This is a genomic window from Nocardia sp. NPDC004123, assembly GCF_053603795.1.
This window is the reverse complement of the sequence record NZ_JBSGGG010000013.1, coordinates 201097-218268: the sequence shown is the minus strand read 5'-3', so window position 1 is coordinate 218268 and position 17172 is coordinate 201097. Positions and strand designations below refer to the sequence as shown.

Genomic DNA, 17172 nt, shown 5'->3' with positions numbered 1-17172 from the left:
CGAACCCGCCGACTTACCGTGAATGTGATCTGAACGCCATTCGTGGTCGAGTCATGCGGATCGAATCATGCACTTTGGCACGAAATGTCCCCTAGCAGGCGCGTTCCATCCCCGTCCCGCCGTCCGAACACCGATAGATTTGCCCGGTCCGGGCCCAACGAGGGGTGGGTCCGCACATACCTTGGAGCGGGCGCGGAATGGAGGCTCGATGCCCAGCGGGGCGATGCGGGAGAGGATCGCGGGATTCACGGCCCCGCGCCCGCTGACCCCCGCTGCCGCTCGCCCGGCCGCAACGCAACACCACGAGGAGACACCACCCATGGAGCGTTTCGACTCGGTGTCATGGACGCGCTCGGTCTGGAGACGGCGCACGTGGTGGGTCTGTCCTACGGCGGCGGCATCGCGAGTCGCCGAGCGCATCCCGGTGGCCGAGTACCGCGAGCTGCCCGGCACCCCGCACATGCAGACCCTGGAGCAGCCCACGCTGGTCGCGGCGGCGCTCGACGACTTCCTGCCCGCAGACCGCTGACGACCCTCAGGCCAGGGCGCTGCCCCGCTGCCAGTCCGGCCAGAGGATGGTCCAGTCACCGCCCTGCCCGATGTCGAGCGGATCGCCGCCGGTATTGCGGACCTCGACCACATCGCCGGGGTTGGCGAAGTCGAAGAACCAGGCGGCGTCCGCGGGACTGAGGTTGAGGCAGCCGTGCGAGACGTTGGTATTGCCCTGCGCCCAGACCGTCGCGGCGAGTTCGTGCAGGTAGATGCCATCGTGGCTGATGCGGACGGCGTTTCTGATGTTTTCGCGGTAGCCGAGGCCGGAGTTGACGGGCAGGCCGTAGCTGGAGGAGTCCATGCTGACGACGCTGTTCTTGTCGAGGACGGTGTAGACCCCGGGATGGGTCCAGAACGACAGCACCCGCCCGCCCACCACGGCGGTACCGCCCCGGCCCATGGACGTGGGCATGCTGCGAACCAGGTTGCCGTTCTCGAAGACCTCGATGTGCTTGGTGTTGTCGTCGGCGATGGCGATGTGGGAGGGGCCGACCACCACGGAGACCCGCTGGTCGTCCCGGCCGTACACGCCGTCTCCGAGGCGGGTGCCGAACAGGTTCGCCGCCACCGTGATCCGGGTGCCGGGCGTGTGATAGTTCTCCGGACGCCAGTGCGCATTGCGATCGTCGAGCCAGTACCACGCGCCCGGCACGTGGGGCTCGGTGGTGACCCGGAGGGTGCGTTCCGCGGCGGCTCGGTCGACGGCCTCGTCGAAGTGCGCGACCAGCACCAGGCCGATGCCGTAGGTTTCACCATCCTGGATGTCGAGGAGATTGTTCGAGCGGAAGGAGACGCTGGTCAGCGTGTCGGGCCGGACAGTGGTGAAGACGGCGGTGGTGCCGACGTCGCCGGTCTCGCCGTTCGCCACCACCGACGCCGTATAGGTGTGGCCGTAGCCGAGTGGTTCGGAACTGATCCAGGCCAGGCGATCCGCGGAGAGCGCGCCCGGTAGCGGTCGGCCGGTTTCGTCGATCCAGGAGACCGAGGTCAAGGTCCCGTTGAGCACACCGACCCGGCCGAGTTGGCGCGGACTCAACTCACGCCCGGCGGCCACGGGCGGAAACACGATGGCCGCGGGCCGCAAGGCGCGCGGGAGCAGCCCGTTGCCCCGGTACGGCACGCTGCCGGCGACGAACAGGCCGCCCAGCCCCATGATCCCGGTCAATACCTGACGACGTCGCAGCCCCAACGCGCGCTCCCTTCGACCTGATCGCGGACCCGGCTCGGTCGTGTCAGCATCGCGCCGCCGGCCAACAAGATCACGACGCCGGACGGGATCTCCACCGTTCCGTCGCGTAACCGACACCTGGCGGCAATCGAGCGGGAGTGCTCAGCGGGTCGGTATCACTTTCAGCGTCGCGCGATCACTTCAGCGTCGCGTGCATGAGGTAGACGTTGTAGCTGTTCCAGGTGGAGATGGTGAAGTAGAGGTCCTTGGCGGTGGACCAGGGGTGGATGAAGCCGCCGTAGGCGGTGGGGTAGTCGTCGGTGCTGAGCAGCGGGGTCGGATCCGACCAGGCGCCCTGGGGTTCGGTGGCGGTGCGGAGGACGATCTGGTTGCGGGTGACGTCGAGGTAGACCATCCGCCACTGGTTCGACTCGGGGTCGTAGTGGATGGACAGTTCGCTGGCGGTGCCGGAAACCAGTGGGGTGGCGAGCAATTCGTTGGGGCCGTCGGCGGGGGTCCAGGTGTCGTCGATCCAGTACTGGTAGGCCGATTTGTTCAGGACCTGGTCGGCGGGGACGCGGGCGAGGCCGATGACGCCGAGGCGGCCGTTGGGTGTGCCGAACATGTAGACGTAGTCGCCGTGCGGAACCATGGTGGCGACCTGGAAGCGGCCGAGCCCGAACAGGTTGTCCCAGCGGGCCCACTGCGATTTGGTCCAGGTGCGGCCGTCGTCGTCGGACCAGGCGATGCCGCCCAGGTTGGTCGACCACATGCCGGGGATCTGGGACCAGTGGTTGACCGACATGTAGGTCAGGTACTGGCGGTCGCCGACGGCGAATCCCGAGGTGGGGATGGTGGTGGTCTCGAAGTTCTTGATCTTGCGGCTGTCGAGCAGTTCGGCGGCGTGGCAGCGGCTGTTCTGCACGAAGTCGTCCAGGATCAGACCCTGCGACAGATCGCGAGTGCTGCTGTAGGCCAGCACATTGCTGCGCCAGTCCTGCTGGTCGGTGCCGGCGCCGGTGGGTTTCCAGCCCTTGCCGAAGGTGTCGCCGAACATGACGGCGACCTGGCCGGGCTTGGTCTCCCACATGAGCCCGAGGTCGGTGCCGTCGACCGACCAGCGCATGTTCGTGCGATTGACCGATCCCTGCCCGGTGACCTGGTTGACCAGCTGGACCGAATCCACCTGCGGCGCGGCCACCGCCGCGGCCACCGGCGCGGGCGCGGCGGACTGGACGGCCGCGGTGGGCGCGGCCTGGGGTTCGGGTGGTTCGCCGCCCGGCACCACGATCGGGATGGGTTCGGGCTCGGTGGTGATCTCGACCTGCGGCAGCGACGCGCTGCCGCCGCCGGGCTGATTCGCCGGGGCCGGGACGGTGTCGCGGACCTCCGGGCACGGATTGGCGCAGGGATCGGCGGGCAGCGCGACCGGATCGACGCGGGTGTTGTCGGGCTTCGGGCCGGGCACCTGGACGGTGACGATCTGGGGCACCGGCACCGGGACCTTGATGGTCTGATTGCCCTGCGGCTGGACGCCGTTCGGGTCCGCTCGGCGGTCCAGCGGATCGAATCCGGTCTCGCCGCAGCTGTTCACCGGCGCGGGCGCCCAGGGATGCGGCGCGGCCCCGGCGGGCGGCGCGGGCAGCAGCATCGCGCCCAGTGCGACGACGCCCGAGAGTGCGGGCGCCGCAGGGAATCCGGAATGACTCGACCAGCGGCGGGATCGAATTCCCATGTGGTGTGCGGCTCCTCGTCCAAAATCGGCTGACTCACCCTAGTCCGGCTCCGCCCGCTGCGCGTAACGGCACGAACCGGTCAGGGTATCGGTCGTTCCGGGCCGTCACCGCCCACGCCGGTGGCGGCGGCGCGTCGCCAGGGCGGCAGACTGAGCGGTAATGAAGCTGCCTGATCTTCCCGACCTCCCCGTACGCCCGGCGCTGGACCGCATCGCGGCCACCCTGGGTGAGTGCGGGACCGCCGTGCTGGTCGCGCCGCCCGGAACCGGCAAGACGACGCTGGTTCCGCTGGCTCTGGCCGCGACCACCGGCGGACGGGTGGTGGTGGCGGAGCCGCGCCGGCTGGCCGCGCGGGCGGCGGCCGCGCGCATGGCGGCGCTGCTGGGCGAGCGGGTCGGAGAGACCGTCGGGTATGCGGTGCGCGGGGACCGGAAGGTGGGGGCCGGGACCCGGATCGAGGTGGTGACCTCCGGGCTGCTGGTGCGGCGGCTGCAGAACGATCCGGAGCTGGCCGGGGTCGACGTGGTCGTCATGGACGAGTGCCACGAACGACACCTGGACGCGGATCTGCTGCTGGCCCTGCTCCTGGATGCCCGGGCCGGGCTGCGGCCGGACCTGCGGGTGCTGGCGACTTCGGCGACCGTTGCGGCGGAACGGCTTTCGGCGCTGCTGGGCGGGGAGGGGGAGCCCGCCGCGCCGGTGCTGGAGGTGCGGGGCCGGGCCTATCCGGTCGAGCTGGCGTACGTGCCGCCGGCCGCCCGGGAGCGGATCGAGCAGCAGGTGGCGCGGGTGACCCGCCAGGCATTGGCGGGCAGCGCGGGCGATGTGCTGGTCTTCCTGCCCGGGGCGGGGGAGATCCGCCGGACCGCCGACCTGTTGTCGGGACTGCCCGACGTGGACGTGCTGCCCTTGCACGGCAGGCTGTCCGCCGCGGCCCAGGACGTGGCGCTGCGGCCGGGCGCGCGGCGGCGGGTGGTGCTGTCCACAGCGGTGGCCGAATCCAGTCTGACCGTGCCGGGGGTGCGGGCGGTGGTGGACTCGGGGCTGGCGCGGGTGCCGCGCATCGATCATCGGCGCGGGCTGTCCGGGCTTGCGACCGTGCGGGTTTCGGCCGCGGTAGCCGAGCAGCGGGCCGGACGCGCGGGCCGAGAAGGCCCGGGGTGGGCGTGGCGGTGCTGGCCGGAATACGAGCACGCGACCCTGCCCGCGTATCCGGAACCCGAGATCCGCACCGCCGATCTGACCCGGCTGGCCTTGGAATTGGCGTGCTGGGGCACCGTCGACGGGCAGGCGCTGGCCTGGTGGGATGCGCCGCCGGCGGGTGGGCTGGCGGCGGGGCGGGCGGTGCTGCGGGCGCTCGACGCGGTGGATGACCATGGGGCGGTGACGGATCGGGGACGGCGCATGGCGGCTGTCGGATTGCATCCGCGCCTGGCGCGCGCACTGCTCGACGGGGCGCGCGAGGTGGGGGCGCGGGCGGCCGCCGAGGTGGTCGCGCTACTCGATGACGATTCCCTCGCTCCCGGTATCGATCTGGCCGTGGCACTGCGGAGCCTGCGCGGCGACCGGCCCGCCCGCTGGCAGCGGGAGGCGCAGCGGCTGGCGAAACTCGTCGAGGGCGACGGCGTGGACGACCCGGCTCTCGTTGCCGCACTGGCCTATCCGGAACGGCTCGCCCGCCGCCGGGCCCCCGGTTCGGCCAGTTACCTGATGGCGGGCGGCACCGCGGTGACCCTGCCACCGGGCAGCGGGCTGGGCGACGCCGAATGGCTCGCCATCGCGGTGGCCGGGCGCGACCCGGGTCAGGCCGAGGGGCGAATCCGATTGGCCGCCAAGGCAGATGAGCAGCTCGCCCGGCAGGCCGCCGCGAACCTCCTGGAGACCGCCGACGAGGTCGATTGGGCCGACGGCGATCTGGTGGCCCGCCGGGTGCGGCGCCTCGGCGCGATCGTGCTGTCGGAGCAGCCGCTCAGGGAACCGGATCCGAGCCTGGTGTCGGCCGCCCTGCTGCGCGGACTGCGCGCCACCGGCCTGGATCTGCTGCGCTGGGACGAGGATGCCCGCAGCCTGCGGCAGCGCCTGGACTTCCTGCACCGCACCCTCGGCGCGCCCTGGCCCGCCGTCGATGACGACACGCTGCTGGCCGACGCCGAAACCTGGCTCGCCCCAGAGCTTTCCACCGCCCGCCGCCGCGCCGACCTGGAGCGCGCCGACGCGGGTCAGGCCCTGCGCCGCCTGCTCCCGTGGCCCGAGGCCGCACGCCTGGACGAGCTCGCCCCCGAACGACTGGAGGTGCCCTCCGGCAGCCGCGTCCGCCTCGACTACTCCGCGGACCCGCCGGTGCTCGCGGTCAAGGTGCAGGAGATCTTCGGCTGGACCGAGCCGCCGCGCCTGGCCGGCGGCCGTGCCTCGATCCTGCTGCACCTGCTGTCCCCGGCGCAGCGCCCGGTGGCCGTCACCGCCGACCTGCCGTCCTTCTGGCGCACCGGCTGGCCCCAGGTCCGCGCCGACCTGCGCGGCCGCTACCCGAAACACTCCTGGCCCGAGGACCCCACCACGGTCACCGCCCACCGCGGCACCGCTCGCAACGCCGATCGCTCTGGCTGACCGGGGGTCATTGCTCCGACCGCCGCGGACCCATCGCTTCGACTGACGGTGGCTCACCGGACCCGGTGGCGACGGCCGATCGCCGGCCGGCGTGGTCCAATGCTCGGGCTTACGAGGTTCGATCGCTCAGGCTGAAGAGAACGCACCGCTCTGTCCGGCGACGGCCGATCGCTGCGGGTAGCGGTGTCCGGCCGGACCGGGTGGCGGGAGTGAGACTTCAAGGGCAGCATGCGGAATAGCCGGTGACGCCCGGGTGCTGCAAGCGGTGCGTCCGGCGTTCGGATGATGTGGTTCGACCCGCCGGTGAGCAGGCGGAGAGGGAGTGTGGCGGCATGCGTGCGATTCGATTCGACGAATATGGCGGACCGGAGGTGCTGCGGTCGGTGGAGCTCGCGGTGCCGGAGCCGGGGGCTGGGCGGGTATCCATCGACGTCGCCTATGTCGGAGTGAATTTCGCCGATCTGCAGGCGCGGGCCGTGGGCTATCGGGTGCCGGGGCTGCCGTTCGTGCCGGGCCTGGAATTGTCCGGGCGGGTGCGGGCCGTGGGCGAGGGTGTCGAGGGTTTGCGGGTCGGCCAGCCGGTGGCCGCCATCACCGACGGCGGCGCGTACGCCGATGTCGCGGTCGTCTCGGCCGCGACGGTGTTCCCGGTGCCGGAGGGCGTCGATCTGCGCACCGCCGCAACGCTTCCCACGGTGCTGCCGACCGCCTACGCCCTGGTGCACACCGTCGGCCGCCTGCAGCCCGGGGAGACCATGCTGGTGCAGGCCGCGGCGGGCGGCGTCGGCACGGTGGTCGCGCAGATCGCCAAGCTCGCGGGCGCGGGCGCGGTGTACGGCGTGGTGTCCAGCCCGGCCAAGGCCGAGTACGCCCGCGAATACGGTTATGACGCAGCGTTTCTGAACGAGTCCTTCGACGCGGAGGTCGCCGCCGCCACCGGCGGTCGCGGCGTGGACCTCGCGCTGGAGTCCATCGGCGGTGAAACCCTGCGCCGTACAATGGATTCTCTGGCCCGCTTCGGCCGCCTGGTCTCCTTCGGCAATGCGGGCGGTGCGGGCCCGTGGCAGGTCGGCGCGCCCGACCTCTACCCGCAGGGCCGCTCGGTGGCCGGGTTCTCCATTCTCGGCCTGAGCGTCGAGGCCCCGGACGTCCTGCACGAGATTGCCTCGCACGCCTTCGAATTGGCCACCTCCGGCAAGGTACGGCTGCCCATCACCGCCGAGTTCCCGCTCGCCGAGGCCGCGGAAGCGCACCGGCTGATGGCAGGTCGCTCCTCGACCGGCAAGCTGGTGATCGCCGTCAACCCGGAGTAGCGCCCGGCCCGCCTACTGCCCGTTCTTCTCCGGCGCGAGGTTCTCGGCAGCCGTGATGCGACCGGATTCGATGGCGGCCAGCAGGGATTCGCGATCGGCTGCCGTCTGATCGGCGTAGGCCAGCGCGAAGGCTCCGATGGCCTGGTCGAAGACGTCGTTGCTGCCGAGATACGCGGCGATGGCCACCCGATCTCCCGATCGCGCGTGGCCACGCGCCAGCGTGTGCCCGCACAGGCTGGCGTACAGCCGCAGCTGCGCCGCCGACATCTCGTCGATGACCAAGGAGCCCTTCATGTCTCGCAGCTGCCGCCAGTAGTAGAACAGCCCATCGGGCCCGGTCGCCCAGCCCAGGAAGATGTCACCGGCCGCCTGGGTGAGCCGCTGCCCGTGCACCACCCGGTGCCCCTGATGCTGGAACTTGCTGCTCCGCAGATGCGCGGCCAGTACCGAATTCTCGGCCTGCTTCACCTGGAGGAAGAGCGGATCGCCGGTATTGCGGCCGGTCAGCAGCGCGATGAAGCAGCGCGTGCCCACGCTGCCCACGCCCACGACCTTCAAGGCGATATCCCGCAATTCGTACCGATCCAGCAGCACCCGGCGCTCCTCCGGCAGCGTGTCCCGGTAGTTCGAGAGCACCGAGAGCAGTTCGGTGTGCAGCTCTCTCGGTACCGGTCTGAGCAGCGGCGGCTCGGCCTTGATGCGCGGCACGCCATCGGGCCCGGGTTCGGTGAGCTTGTCCAGCGCCTGCAGGCTGGTGCGCGCCCGGGCCCGGCTGATCACCTTCTCGGTCTGCTTGCGGTCGTGCGGGCGCAGCAGCTCGGCGACCCGTTCGGCGTCCACCATCTCGTACCAGACGTCGGTCTCGCCCAGACCCGCCAGCCGCACCATGGCCTCGCGATAGGCCTGCGCCGCCGCGGCCGCCGCCCCGCTCGCCTCGGCGTCGTCGCACCCATTGGCCCGCGCCGCCACCGCCACGCTGGCTGCCAGCCGCTTCACATCCCATTCGAACGGCCCGGGCAGGGTCTCGTCGAAGTCGTTGACGTCGAACACGAGTGACCGCTCCGGCGAGGCGAACAAGCCGAAGTTCGACAGGTGCGCGTCCCCGCACAACTGCACGGTGAGCCCGGTGTTCGGCCCGCTCGCCAGATCGGCCGCCATGATCGCCGGCGCACCCCGATAGAACGGGAACTGCCCGGCCGCCATGCGCGCGTACCGGATCTCCACCAGCTCGGGCACCCGGGTCGCGGCCTGACGCTCCAGCACCGCTATCGGATCCTCCCGATCCGCCGCCGGCTTCCACTCACCGAGCGATCGACGTGGCACCTGCTTCCGTGCGGCCCGCCCGGCCTCCGCCGCCCCGTTACCGCCCGCCGCCGACTCCGCCTCCGATGTCGCCATGGGAGGACTCTAGTTCGACCGCACGCGGATTCCCAGGACCGTGGCCCTGCGGCCGGCGCGATCACGCTGGTCGCAGGGCCACGGGTCCGGACACCGCCGGCGACAAGTGCCGACGGGCTCGATCAGGTTGGCTGCCCAGCGACTCCTGATCGAGCCCGCGCGGCCCTCCTAATCGGCCGCGGCGTCGGGAGTGGGTGCGCCGAACCATCGGCGCAGTGCGTTCCGGAGACTCTCCTGAGCAGCCGGGGTGATGTCGTCGGTCGCCCAGGCCACATAGCCGTCCGGCCGGATCAGCAGCGCTGCGGCCGGTGCGTCGGTGGCGGTGGCGGCGATGGGCGTGACGCGGTCGGTCCAGCCCGCCGCGGCGGCGACCGGATCGAGGGCGGTGTCGAAGGTCAGCAGGAGGGGCCGGGCGTCGCGCAGGAGTTCGGCGATCCGGGTGGGGCCGCCGGCTGTTTCGAGGGCGCAGTCGGGGAAGAAGTAGCCGGACAGCCGATGATCGTCGCCGACGTCGTAGCGGATGTCCGAGCCCGCCAGCAGCCCGGCGATATGGGCGGCCGCCGCGGGGAGCCGCAGCAGTTCGCCGAAAAGCTCTCGGAGAGCGGTGATTTCCGGACCGGGGGAGACCAGAGCCGCCTGGGAGAGCGAGTACATCACCACGCGTTCGGCCACCGGGTGACGCTCGGACTCGTAGGTGTCGAGCAGGCCCTCGGGAGCCCAGCCCCGGATTTCGGCCCCGAGCTTCCATCCGAGGTTGACGGTGTCCTGCAGGCCGAGGTTCAGCCCGGGCCCGCCCATCGCCGAATGCACGTGCGCGGCATCGCCGAGCAGTAGGACGGCGCCCTGCCGGTAGTGCTGCGCCACCCGGGTGTTCTGGCCGATCGTGCGGCGCAGCGTGTGCGGGCCCGGGCCGGGCGGCGGCGTGATGGGCAGCGGGGCGCCGAGGACGCGTTCGACGCTCGCGCGCAGTTCCTCGAACGTCAGGGGTTCGTCGTCGGAAAACTGCTCGCCGCCTTGGAATTCCATGGTTCCGATGATCGGCCGGCCCGGATCGAGTTCGGCGTAGATGAAGATGCCGCGTTCGAGCCGGTGATGGCCGAGTCCGAACCGGCCCACCCCGGGAATCTCGATGCCGCCGTCGCCGGAACGGAACTCGTCGGGCAGGGTGGCATGGCCGACCCGGCTGACGTGCCCGTCGGAGGTGATGCCCGGGAACTCGATCCCGATCCGCTTGCGCACCAGGCTCTTTCCGCCGTCCGCCCCGACCAGGAAGCGGGCGGTCAGCGGGTAGGGCCCGTCGGGTCCGGACACCGTGACCGTGACCTGGTCGCCGGCGGGTTCGATGCCGGTCAGCTCGTGTCCCCAGCGCAGGTCCACGCCGAGGTCGATGGCGCGCTTGGTGAGGATCTCCACCATCTCCGGTTGCGGCTTGAAGACGAGGTGCACCGGATTCGGTTGTACGGCAGTGAGATCCAGGGGCAGGCCGCCGAAGATGTAGCGCGGGGTCGGGGCCGGTGCGGCCGGACTGCCGCTGAACGCGCCGTACAGCCCCCGCATATCGAGGACCCGGACCACCTGCCCGGCCAGGCCGTTGGCCTTCGGTTCGGGGCTGGGTGCGGGTAGCCGATCCAGCACGATCGGGCGGAGGCCGGCGAGTGCGAGTTCGCAGGCGAGCATCAGGCCGTTGGGTCCGGCTCCGGCGATGACGATGTCGACGGTGTTTTCGGGCATGGCAAATAAACCTCTTGTCGTTGAGGGTATTTGGAGAAACCGGCGAGAGCGGCGCTGCTATGCCGGCGGTTGCGGCAGGCCCGCCGCTAGCGCGGACAGGGCCTGGCGGAGCAGATGGGTGACGGGGACGGTCGGCGCCGTGCGCACATAGACCTCGAAGGCGGCCTGCAGCGCGGCGCCGGCGGCCCCGGCCACCAGCCGCGGGTACAGATCGAGTTCCGGGTCGGTGCCGGTGCGTTCGGCGATGGCGGTGATCAGGTTGTCTTCGACGCCCTTGGACAGCAGGGCCCGGGTCTCGGGGGCGGCCACCAGTTTCCGGACCTCGGCGAGCTCCGTGGGCGAGGGCAGATACCCGGGCGACTCGGCGAGTTCCGCCTCGAGTGGCTCGAGCAGCGCCGCCGTGAGCGACTCCCACAGCGGCTCGTTCGCCGGACGGGAGCGCAGAATCTCGACGGCGCTGTTGATCCGGGCCAGATGCCGGTAGGCGAGCGCGTCGTACTTGCCGGAGAAGTAGTTGTTGAAGGTGCGCACGGACACTCCCGCGCGGGCGGCGATGTCCTCGCGCACCACGTTCTCCAGGCCGCGCTCGAACATGAGCTGAAGTGCCGCGTCGCTCAAGGCTTTCCGGGTATCGAGCTTCTTGCGTTCGCGGAGACCGAGGGTCTGTTCGTCCGGCATGACTCCAGTATGCACAAAACGTGCCCAATGGGCAATATTTCTCGCTGGGAAAGTTTTCGCCGCTCGGTTCGCGGTTGTCGCATGCCTGACCGAAATAGTTCGGACGCCCATGGCGTTCGGACGACCGATTCAGCGTGTCGGCGGCGTGGCTTACGCTCCCGGGGATTCGGAAGGAGCGTGTCGTGCGACGAGGTTGTGGGGTGGGGCGGTGAGCAAGCGCGGCTGGCTGCTGTTCCTGGGTATGGGTGTGATCTGGGGTGTGCCGTACGCCATGATCCGGGTCGCGGTGCGGGATTTCGATCCGGTCTTCGTGGCCTTCGGACGGACCCTGCTGGGTGCGCTGGTGCTGTTGCCCATCGCGCTGTCCACCCGGGTGCTGCGGCCGGCACTGCGGCACTGGCGCTGGGTGCTGGTGTACACGATCGTCGAGATCACCGGTCCGTGGCTGCTCATCGGGCGCGCCGAGACCAGGCTGACCAGCTCGACGGTGGGCCTGCTGATCGCGGCGGTGCCCCTGATCGCCATCGTGCTCACCACCCGCCTCGGGCACGAACGCCTCGATCCGCGGCGCATTCTCGGCCTGGTGATCGGCTTCGCGGGCGTGACCGCCCTGGTCGGTCTGGATATCGACGTCTCGAATCTGGGTGCGCTGGCGGCCATCGGCGTGAGTGTCATCGGCTATGCGCTGGGCCCGATCATCATCGACCGCAAGCTGGCCGAGTTGCCGCCGATCGGCGTGGTGACCGGGTCGCTGATCTTCGCCGCCGCCATCTATCTGCCGTTCGCGCTGTGGCGGATGCCTTCTCGCTTTCCGGCCGGAGCGAGCTGGTCGGTGGTGGGCCTGGGCCTGATCTGCACCGCGCTGGCCTTCGTGGTCTTCTTCGCCCTGATCGGCGAGGTCGGCCCGTCGCGCGCCACCGTCATCACCTACATCAATCCCGCGGTGGCACTGCTGATCGGTGTCTCGCTGCTGGACGAGCCCCTCACCGCGGGCATGGCGATCGGCTTCCCGCTGGTGATCCTGGGCTCGATCCTCGGCACCGCCCGGGCCCGGGTGCGGCCCGCGGCCGAGCCCGCGCCGGCCTAGCGCGGTCGGCCGGTGCCCGGCACGGGCACAGCGCTTCTTTCGTATGCTCATTGTTAGCGAGTGGGGAGGGAAGTGCTGGACCTCGATGGTTCGGCTATGGAGGAAGGTCCTCACGGATGGACAGTCGTGAGGTTGCCGAGATGGCGCGGGAATGGTCGGCGGCCCTGGTCGATTGCGGTGGCGTGCCGACAGCTGTGCCGCCCGACATCCGCCAGTTGACGACAGGATGGATCGTCACGCTGGAAGCTGCCCTGTCGGCCGAGTCGTTCGATCCGTCGCCCGCATGCCGAGTCGGGGTCGAGATGGTCCGGTCGAACCTGACGGTCCCCGCCATGATGACCTCGACCGCGGCGGTGCTGGCCGGATTGCTGGAGCGGTCACGGCGCCCGGATCGAGCACAGCGGTTCGGCGCGCTGCTGGGAGAGCTTGCTCGCGGCTACACCACCGAGCTGCTGGACGTCCACGCCCGCAGCCAGCAGGCTGCCGAGCAACGCTTCCGCGTGGTGTTCGACAACGCCGCGGTGGCTATCGCGCTCTACGACGACTACGGCATCACGCTCGAGGCCAATTCCACGACGGCACGGATGGTCGGGATGAACCAGGAGGACCTGCCGGGGGTGTCCGCGCTGGACTTGATGCACCCCGACGACCGCGACAAACTCCGGCACGCGGTCGTCGGTCTGCTCAAGCGCAGAAGCGGCACCGCGCACCTGGAAGGCCGCTTCTGCCGCCCCGACGGCACCGTCTGCTGGGGCGCATGGACGATGACGCTGGTGCACGACGCGGACGGGCGTGAGGTGCGCGTGCTCGCCGTCGGGGAGGACATCACCGAACGGCGGGCCATGCAGCAGAAACTGTGGTGGGAGGCCCGTCATGACCCGTTGACGGGTCTGCCGAATCGTCATTGCCTGCTCGAGCAGTTGGAGGCCATTGTGGCGGCGGCCCGTCCCGGCGATCACATCGGTTTGTGCTTCCTAGATCTCGACGCGTTCAAGATGATCAACGATCGCTACGGCCACCACGCGGGAGACAGCGTGCTGGCCGAGGTCGGCCGCAGGCTCGACGCGACCCTGACCTCGCCGACGGTCACGCCGGCCCGCATCGGAGGAGACGAGTTCGTCGCGCTGCTCGCGCCGCCCTGCGACGACGACACGGCCCACGCGACCGCCGAGACCATGCTTGCGACGCTGCGAGACCCGGTTCCGGTCGGTTCCGGCGATCTGCTGTCGATTTCGGCCAGCATCGGCGCCGTTGTCACTCCGGTTGCCGGCGCGAATGCCGAAAAGCTGTTGGACGAAGCCGATGTCGGCCTGTACCGCGCCAAGGCCGCGGGCCGCGGCACCTGGGTACTGCACCGCACCGAGAACGACCCCGCAGCCAGGCAGTAGCCATGGAGCCGCCGCACGCCCGACTGGGCGGTCGGTTCTTGCCTCGGGAAGAGAACCGAGAGCCATTCGGGGATAAAGGTTTTGCCGCGATAGTGTGCAGGCATGCGGGTGGGCGGCCAAGATATGCGAGTGCGCACGAAATTCTCCAGCGAGCTGATAGCGCTGACCGATGAGCTCGCGCATATGGCGCGGCTGACGCATGAGGCTTCCGAACGGGCCGCGGCGGCGCTCCTCGGCAGCGACCTGACCGCCGCCTACGAGGTGTTCGCGCTCGAAGAGCAGGTGGAGATCGAGCACGCGAAATGTGAGGACCGGTCGGTCATCCTGCTGGCCCTGGAGGCGCCGGTGGCCCGCGACCTGCGCCAGGTGGTGACGGCCATGCAGATCGCCGACGACCTACTGGCGGTCAGCCGCGCCCTCAGCCGGGTGGCCGATGTGGTGGTGCGCCGCTACCCGAATGCGGTGGCCCCCCAGCACGTCCTCGACCTGCTCGCGGAAATGTCGGCCGCGGTCACCGATCTCGCCGATCTGGCGGGCAAAGTCATTGCCGCACAGAACCCGCCGCGCGATCGCGCCCTGGTGCCGCACGACGACAACCTGGAGCGGCTGCGCGGCCGGCTGGTGGAGCTGGCGGCCGATGACGGCTGGCCGCACGGGTCGGCCATGGCCATCGATATCGCGCTGCTGGCCCACCACTTCGAGCGCGGGGCCGACCACTGCGTGCGCATCGGGCGGCTCATTCGCTTCTTCCACACCGGTATTCCGCTCTACGCGCAAACGGAGGCGTAACCACCACCTCGTGTGAGGGGCCCCGATCGGCGGGAGTAAGCTGCCCGAATTGCTTCATGGCGAGGTCTTTTCGAGTAGCACCGCACGCACGGACAGCCGAAATCCGACAAGGGCCCCAAACATGACCAACATCTCCACCCAGACATCGGTGTCCACCCCGGCGCGGGTGGCGGCGCCGGTCCGGGTCGCCCCGGCCGCCCCGGCGCCGAGCGACCGGGCAGCGCCGATCGAGAGAACGCTGTCGCACCGTCAGATCATGACCATCCTCTCCGGCCTGCTGCTGGGCGTCTTCCTGGCGGCGCTGGACCAGAACATCGTGAGCGTGGCGATCGTCCGCATCGCCAACAGCCTGCACGGCTTCGACAAACAGGCCTGGGCCACCACGGCCTACCTCATCACCGCCACCATCTCGACGCCGCTCTACGGCAAGCTCGCCGACATCTACGGCCGAAAACCCTGCTACCTCATCGCCATCGGCATCTTCGTGACCGGCTCGGTGTGCTGCACCTTCGCCACCTCCATGTACCAGCTCGCGGGATTCCGTGCGCTGCAGGGCGTCGGCGCGGGCGGGCTCATGTCACTCGCATTCACCATCATCGGCGATATCGTGCCGCCCCGCGAAAGGGTCAGGTACCAGGGCTATTTCATGATGGTCTTCGGCATCGCCACGGTGCTGGGACCGGTGCTGGGCGGCTTCTTCTCCAATGCCGACCACATTCTCGGGCTCGCGGGCTGGCGCTGGGTGTTCCTGGTGAACGTGCCGATCGGGGTGCTGGCGCTGCTGGTGGTCGGCAAGGTGCTGGACGTGCCCTTCGCGCGGCACCGCCACCGCACCGACTGGCTGGGGGCGATAACCCTTGCGGCCGGCACGGTTCCACTGCTCATCGTCGCCCAGCAGGGCCGGGACTGGGGCTGGGGCTCCCATCGCGCGCTGCTCTGCTACGGCATCGCGGCGGCCGGACTGGTGCTGTTCCTGATCGTCGAATTCCTCATGAAGGACAGCGCGCTGATTCCGCTGCGGCTGTTCGCGAATCGCACCTTCAGCATCGCCATCCTCGGTGGGTTCATCGTCGGTGTCGCCATGTTCGGCGCGATCGTGCTGGTGCCGCTGTACTTCCAGGTGGTGCGCGGGTACTCGCCCACGCGCTCCGGGCTCTTCATGCTGCCGCTGGTGGTGGGCATCATGCTGGGCGCGCAATTGTCCGGGCTCATCACCAAATTCACCGGACGCTACAAGGTGCTGCCGATCCTCGGCTCGCTGGTGATCGGCGCCGGGTCGGTGCTGTTCGCGCTGGTGCACTACGACAGCCCGCTGTGGCAGCCGCTGCTGTACTGCGGCATCATCGGTTTCGGCCTCGGCGGGTGCATGCAGACGCTCATCATCGCGGCGCAGAACGCCGGGCCGCGCTCGGATATGGGTGTGTCCACCGCGTCGGCCACCTTCTTCCGGCAGATGGGCGGCACGCTCGGCGTCGCGGTCTTCCTGACCATCCTGTTCAACCTGCTGCCGCGCAAGATCCTGGCGGCTTTCGGCGGACAGCTGCCGCCGGGATTCGACGCCGGGCAGCTGGGCCGGATCCAGAGCAACACCAGCGGCATCGCGGCGTTGCCGGACCAGCTGCGCGTACCCATCCTGACCGGATTCACCCACGCCATGGGCGGGGTGTTCGTCGTGGCGGCCGCGGTGGCGGTGGTGGCGGCGTTCGTGCTCATGTTCATGAAAGAGATTCCGCTGCAGGATGTTCCGACGCCGGTCGTGGAGGAGATCGCCGAGCCGGAAATCGAGCCCGAACTCGAGCCCGAGCCGGAGCCGGAATTCCATATCTCCGCGCCGTCGGGGCTGTCGGTGTCGGGGTGCGTGCACCGCGAGGACGGGCAGTCGGTGCCCGACGCCGTGCTCACCCTCATCGACCAACGCGGACGCCAGGTTTCGCGCGCCGTCGGCCAACCCGACGGCGGCTATGTCATCGCGGTCCCGCGGGCGGGCGGCTACGTACTGATCGTCTCGGCGTTCGGGTATCAGCCCGCCGCGGTGACCATTTCGGTCGGCAGCCGCCCGCACCGCCTGGATGTGGCCTTGCTCGGATCCGGTGAGGTGTCGGGCGTGGTGCGGTCGGTGGGACGCGGTGCGCCGCTGGGCGATGCGACCATCACCCTCACCGACGCGTTCGGTGACGTGGTCGGCTCGACGGTCACCACCCCGGAGGGCGATTTCATCTGCCGTGGCGTGCTGGCCGGCACCTACACGCTGGTCGCGGTGGCCGATCACATGCGTCCCTCCGCGGTCACCCTGACCGTGCCGGACAGCGGAATGCTGCGCCACGACATCGAATTGGCGCCGCGCGCGGTGCTGGCCGGATCGGCCTGCAACGACCGCGGGCACGGCGTGCCCGATGCCCAGATCACGGTGCTGGACGAGGCCGGGGATCTGATCGCCGTGACCCGCACCGACGACACCGGCCGCTATGCCGTGCCGGATCTGGCGGAGGGCCGCTACACCGTGATGGCCCGGGGATATCCGGCGGCGTTCAGCCGGGTCACGGTCGCCGACGGCGAGATCGCCCACGATGTCCTGCTGGGCTACGAGCGGGTGGAATCGCCGGGGCGCGAGCGCTGGGAGTCGGTGGATCGGGTCTGAGCCGGGGGCCGGGAGCGGTTGCGACCGAGGATTGTTTGAATTCGCCGCGCGCGGCGGTCCTGCAGCTGTTAGGTTTCCGAGCTGAAT

Annotated in this window: 12 protein-coding genes; 7 read left to right on the top strand and 5 right to left on the bottom strand. The window is 70.2% G+C overall.

Going from position 1 to position 17172, the window contains the following annotated elements; all coding sequences use genetic code 11:
* The first annotated feature begins 208 nt into the window (after positions 1-208).
* Positions 209-529 (top strand): alpha/beta fold hydrolase, encoded by a 321-nt coding sequence (locus tag ACWEQQ_RS20695; protein WP_452349310.1) that lies wholly within the window; start codon positions 209-211, stop codon positions 527-529.
* Positions 530-535: 6 nt separating this feature from the next.
* Here ACWEQQ_RS20695 and ACWEQQ_RS20690 read toward each other — a convergent pair whose 3' ends face one another.
* Together ACWEQQ_RS20690 and ACWEQQ_RS20685 are read right to left on the bottom strand one after the other, a co-directional pair.
* Positions 536-1741 (bottom strand): Ig-like domain-containing protein, encoded by a 1206-nt coding sequence (locus ACWEQQ_RS20690; RefSeq protein ID WP_452349309.1) that lies wholly within the window; start codon positions 1739-1741, stop codon positions 536-538.
* A gap of 175 nt (positions 1742-1916) precedes the next feature.
* Positions 1917-3455, bottom strand: coding sequence for a DUF4185 domain-containing protein (locus tag ACWEQQ_RS20685; protein ID WP_452349308.1), 1539 nt, complete (start codon positions 3453-3455; stop codon positions 1917-1919).
* Positions 3456-3615: 160 nt separating this feature from the next.
* On the opposite strand from ACWEQQ_RS20685, the gene hrpB reads away from it, so the two are divergent.
* Both hrpB and ACWEQQ_RS20675 read left to right on the top strand, forming a co-directional pair.
* Positions 3616-6063 (top strand): ATP-dependent helicase HrpB, encoded by a 2448-nt coding sequence (gene hrpB / locus ACWEQQ_RS20680; RefSeq protein ID WP_452349307.1) that lies wholly within the window; start codon positions 3616-3618, stop codon positions 6061-6063.
* A 332-nt stretch (positions 6064-6395) separates the two neighbouring features.
* On the top strand, positions 6396-7376 hold the full coding sequence (locus ACWEQQ_RS20675; RefSeq protein WP_452349306.1) for a quinone oxidoreductase family protein: 981 nt from the start codon (positions 6396-6398) through the stop codon (positions 7374-7376).
* A gap of 12 nt (positions 7377-7388) precedes the next feature.
* On the opposite strand, the gene ACWEQQ_RS20670 is transcribed toward ACWEQQ_RS20675, so the two are convergent.
* The 3 genes from ACWEQQ_RS20670 to ACWEQQ_RS20660 all read right to left on the bottom strand — a co-directional run bounded on the left by ACWEQQ_RS20670 (position 7389) and on the right by ACWEQQ_RS20660 (position 11183).
* Positions 7389-8774: a DUF2252 domain-containing protein gene (locus ACWEQQ_RS20670; RefSeq protein ID WP_452339060.1), complete on the bottom strand. Its 1386-nt coding sequence runs from the start codon at positions 8772-8774 to the stop codon at positions 7389-7391.
* A 168-nt stretch (positions 8775-8942) separates the two neighbouring features.
* Positions 8943-10505, bottom strand: a complete 1563-nt coding sequence (locus tag ACWEQQ_RS20665) for an FAD-dependent monooxygenase (RefSeq protein ID WP_452349305.1) — start codon at positions 10503-10505, stop codon at positions 8943-8945.
* Positions 10506-10562: 57 nt separating this feature from the next.
* Entirely contained in the window at positions 10563-11183 is a 621-nt protein-coding gene (locus ACWEQQ_RS20660; RefSeq protein ID WP_452349304.1) for a TetR/AcrR family transcriptional regulator, read from the bottom strand.
* A 208-nt stretch (positions 11184-11391) separates the two neighbouring features.
* Here ACWEQQ_RS20660 and ACWEQQ_RS20655 point away from each other — a divergent pair, with 208 nt between their 5' ends.
* The 4 genes from ACWEQQ_RS20655 (at position 11392) to ACWEQQ_RS20640 (ending at position 17085) form a co-directional block, all read left to right on the top strand.
* A complete protein-coding gene (locus tag ACWEQQ_RS20655; protein WP_379427148.1) occupies positions 11392-12270 on the top strand; it encodes a DMT family transporter in 879 nt (292 codons plus the stop codon).
* A 116-nt stretch (positions 12271-12386) separates the two neighbouring features.
* Positions 12387-13658: a diguanylate cyclase domain-containing protein gene (locus tag ACWEQQ_RS20650; protein WP_452339063.1), complete on the top strand. Its 1272-nt coding sequence runs from the start codon at positions 12387-12389 to the stop codon at positions 13656-13658.
* A 129-nt stretch (positions 13659-13787) separates the two neighbouring features.
* Positions 13788-14447 carry a phosphate signaling complex PhoU family protein gene (locus ACWEQQ_RS20645; protein WP_452339064.1) on the top strand — a complete coding sequence of 220 codons (660 nt, stop codon included), beginning with the start codon at positions 13788-13790 and terminating at the stop codon, positions 14445-14447.
* 256 nt (positions 14448-14703) lie between these two features.
* The gene (locus tag ACWEQQ_RS20640; RefSeq protein WP_452349351.1) at positions 14704-17085 is read left to right on the top strand and encodes an MFS transporter; all 2382 of its coding nucleotides are present in this window, start codon (positions 14704-14706) and stop codon (positions 17083-17085) included.
* Positions 17086-17172 lie beyond the last annotated feature (87 nt).

Coding starts and splice junctions, on each gene's coding strand:
- ACWEQQ_RS20695 (WP_452349310.1), top strand. CDS start 209: ATGCCCAGCGGGGCGATGCGGGAGAGGATCGCGGGATTCACGGCCCCG.
- ACWEQQ_RS20685 (WP_452349308.1), bottom strand. CDS start 3,455: ATGGGAATTCGATCCCGCCGCTGGTCGAGTCATTCCGGATTCCCTGCG.
- hrpB (WP_452349307.1), top strand. CDS start 3,616: ATGAAGCTGCCTGATCTTCCCGACCTCCCCGTACGCCCGGCGCTGGAC.
- ACWEQQ_RS20675 (WP_452349306.1), top strand. CDS start 6,396: ATGCGTGCGATTCGATTCGACGAATATGGCGGACCGGAGGTGCTGCGG.
- ACWEQQ_RS20670 (WP_452339060.1), bottom strand. CDS start 8,774: ATGGCGACATCGGAGGCGGAGTCGGCGGCGGGCGGTAACGGGGCGGCG.
- ACWEQQ_RS20665 (WP_452349305.1), bottom strand. CDS start 10,505: ATGCCCGAAAACACCGTCGACATCGTCATCGCCGGAGCCGGACCCAAC.
- ACWEQQ_RS20660 (WP_452349304.1), bottom strand. CDS start 11,183: ATGCCGGACGAACAGACCCTCGGTCTCCGCGAACGCAAGAAGCTCGAT.
- ACWEQQ_RS20650 (WP_452339063.1), top strand. CDS start 12,387: ATGGACAGTCGTGAGGTTGCCGAGATGGCGCGGGAATGGTCGGCGGCC.
- ACWEQQ_RS20640 (WP_452349351.1), top strand. CDS start 14,704: ATGACCATCCTCTCCGGCCTGCTGCTGGGCGTCTTCCTGGCGGCGCTG.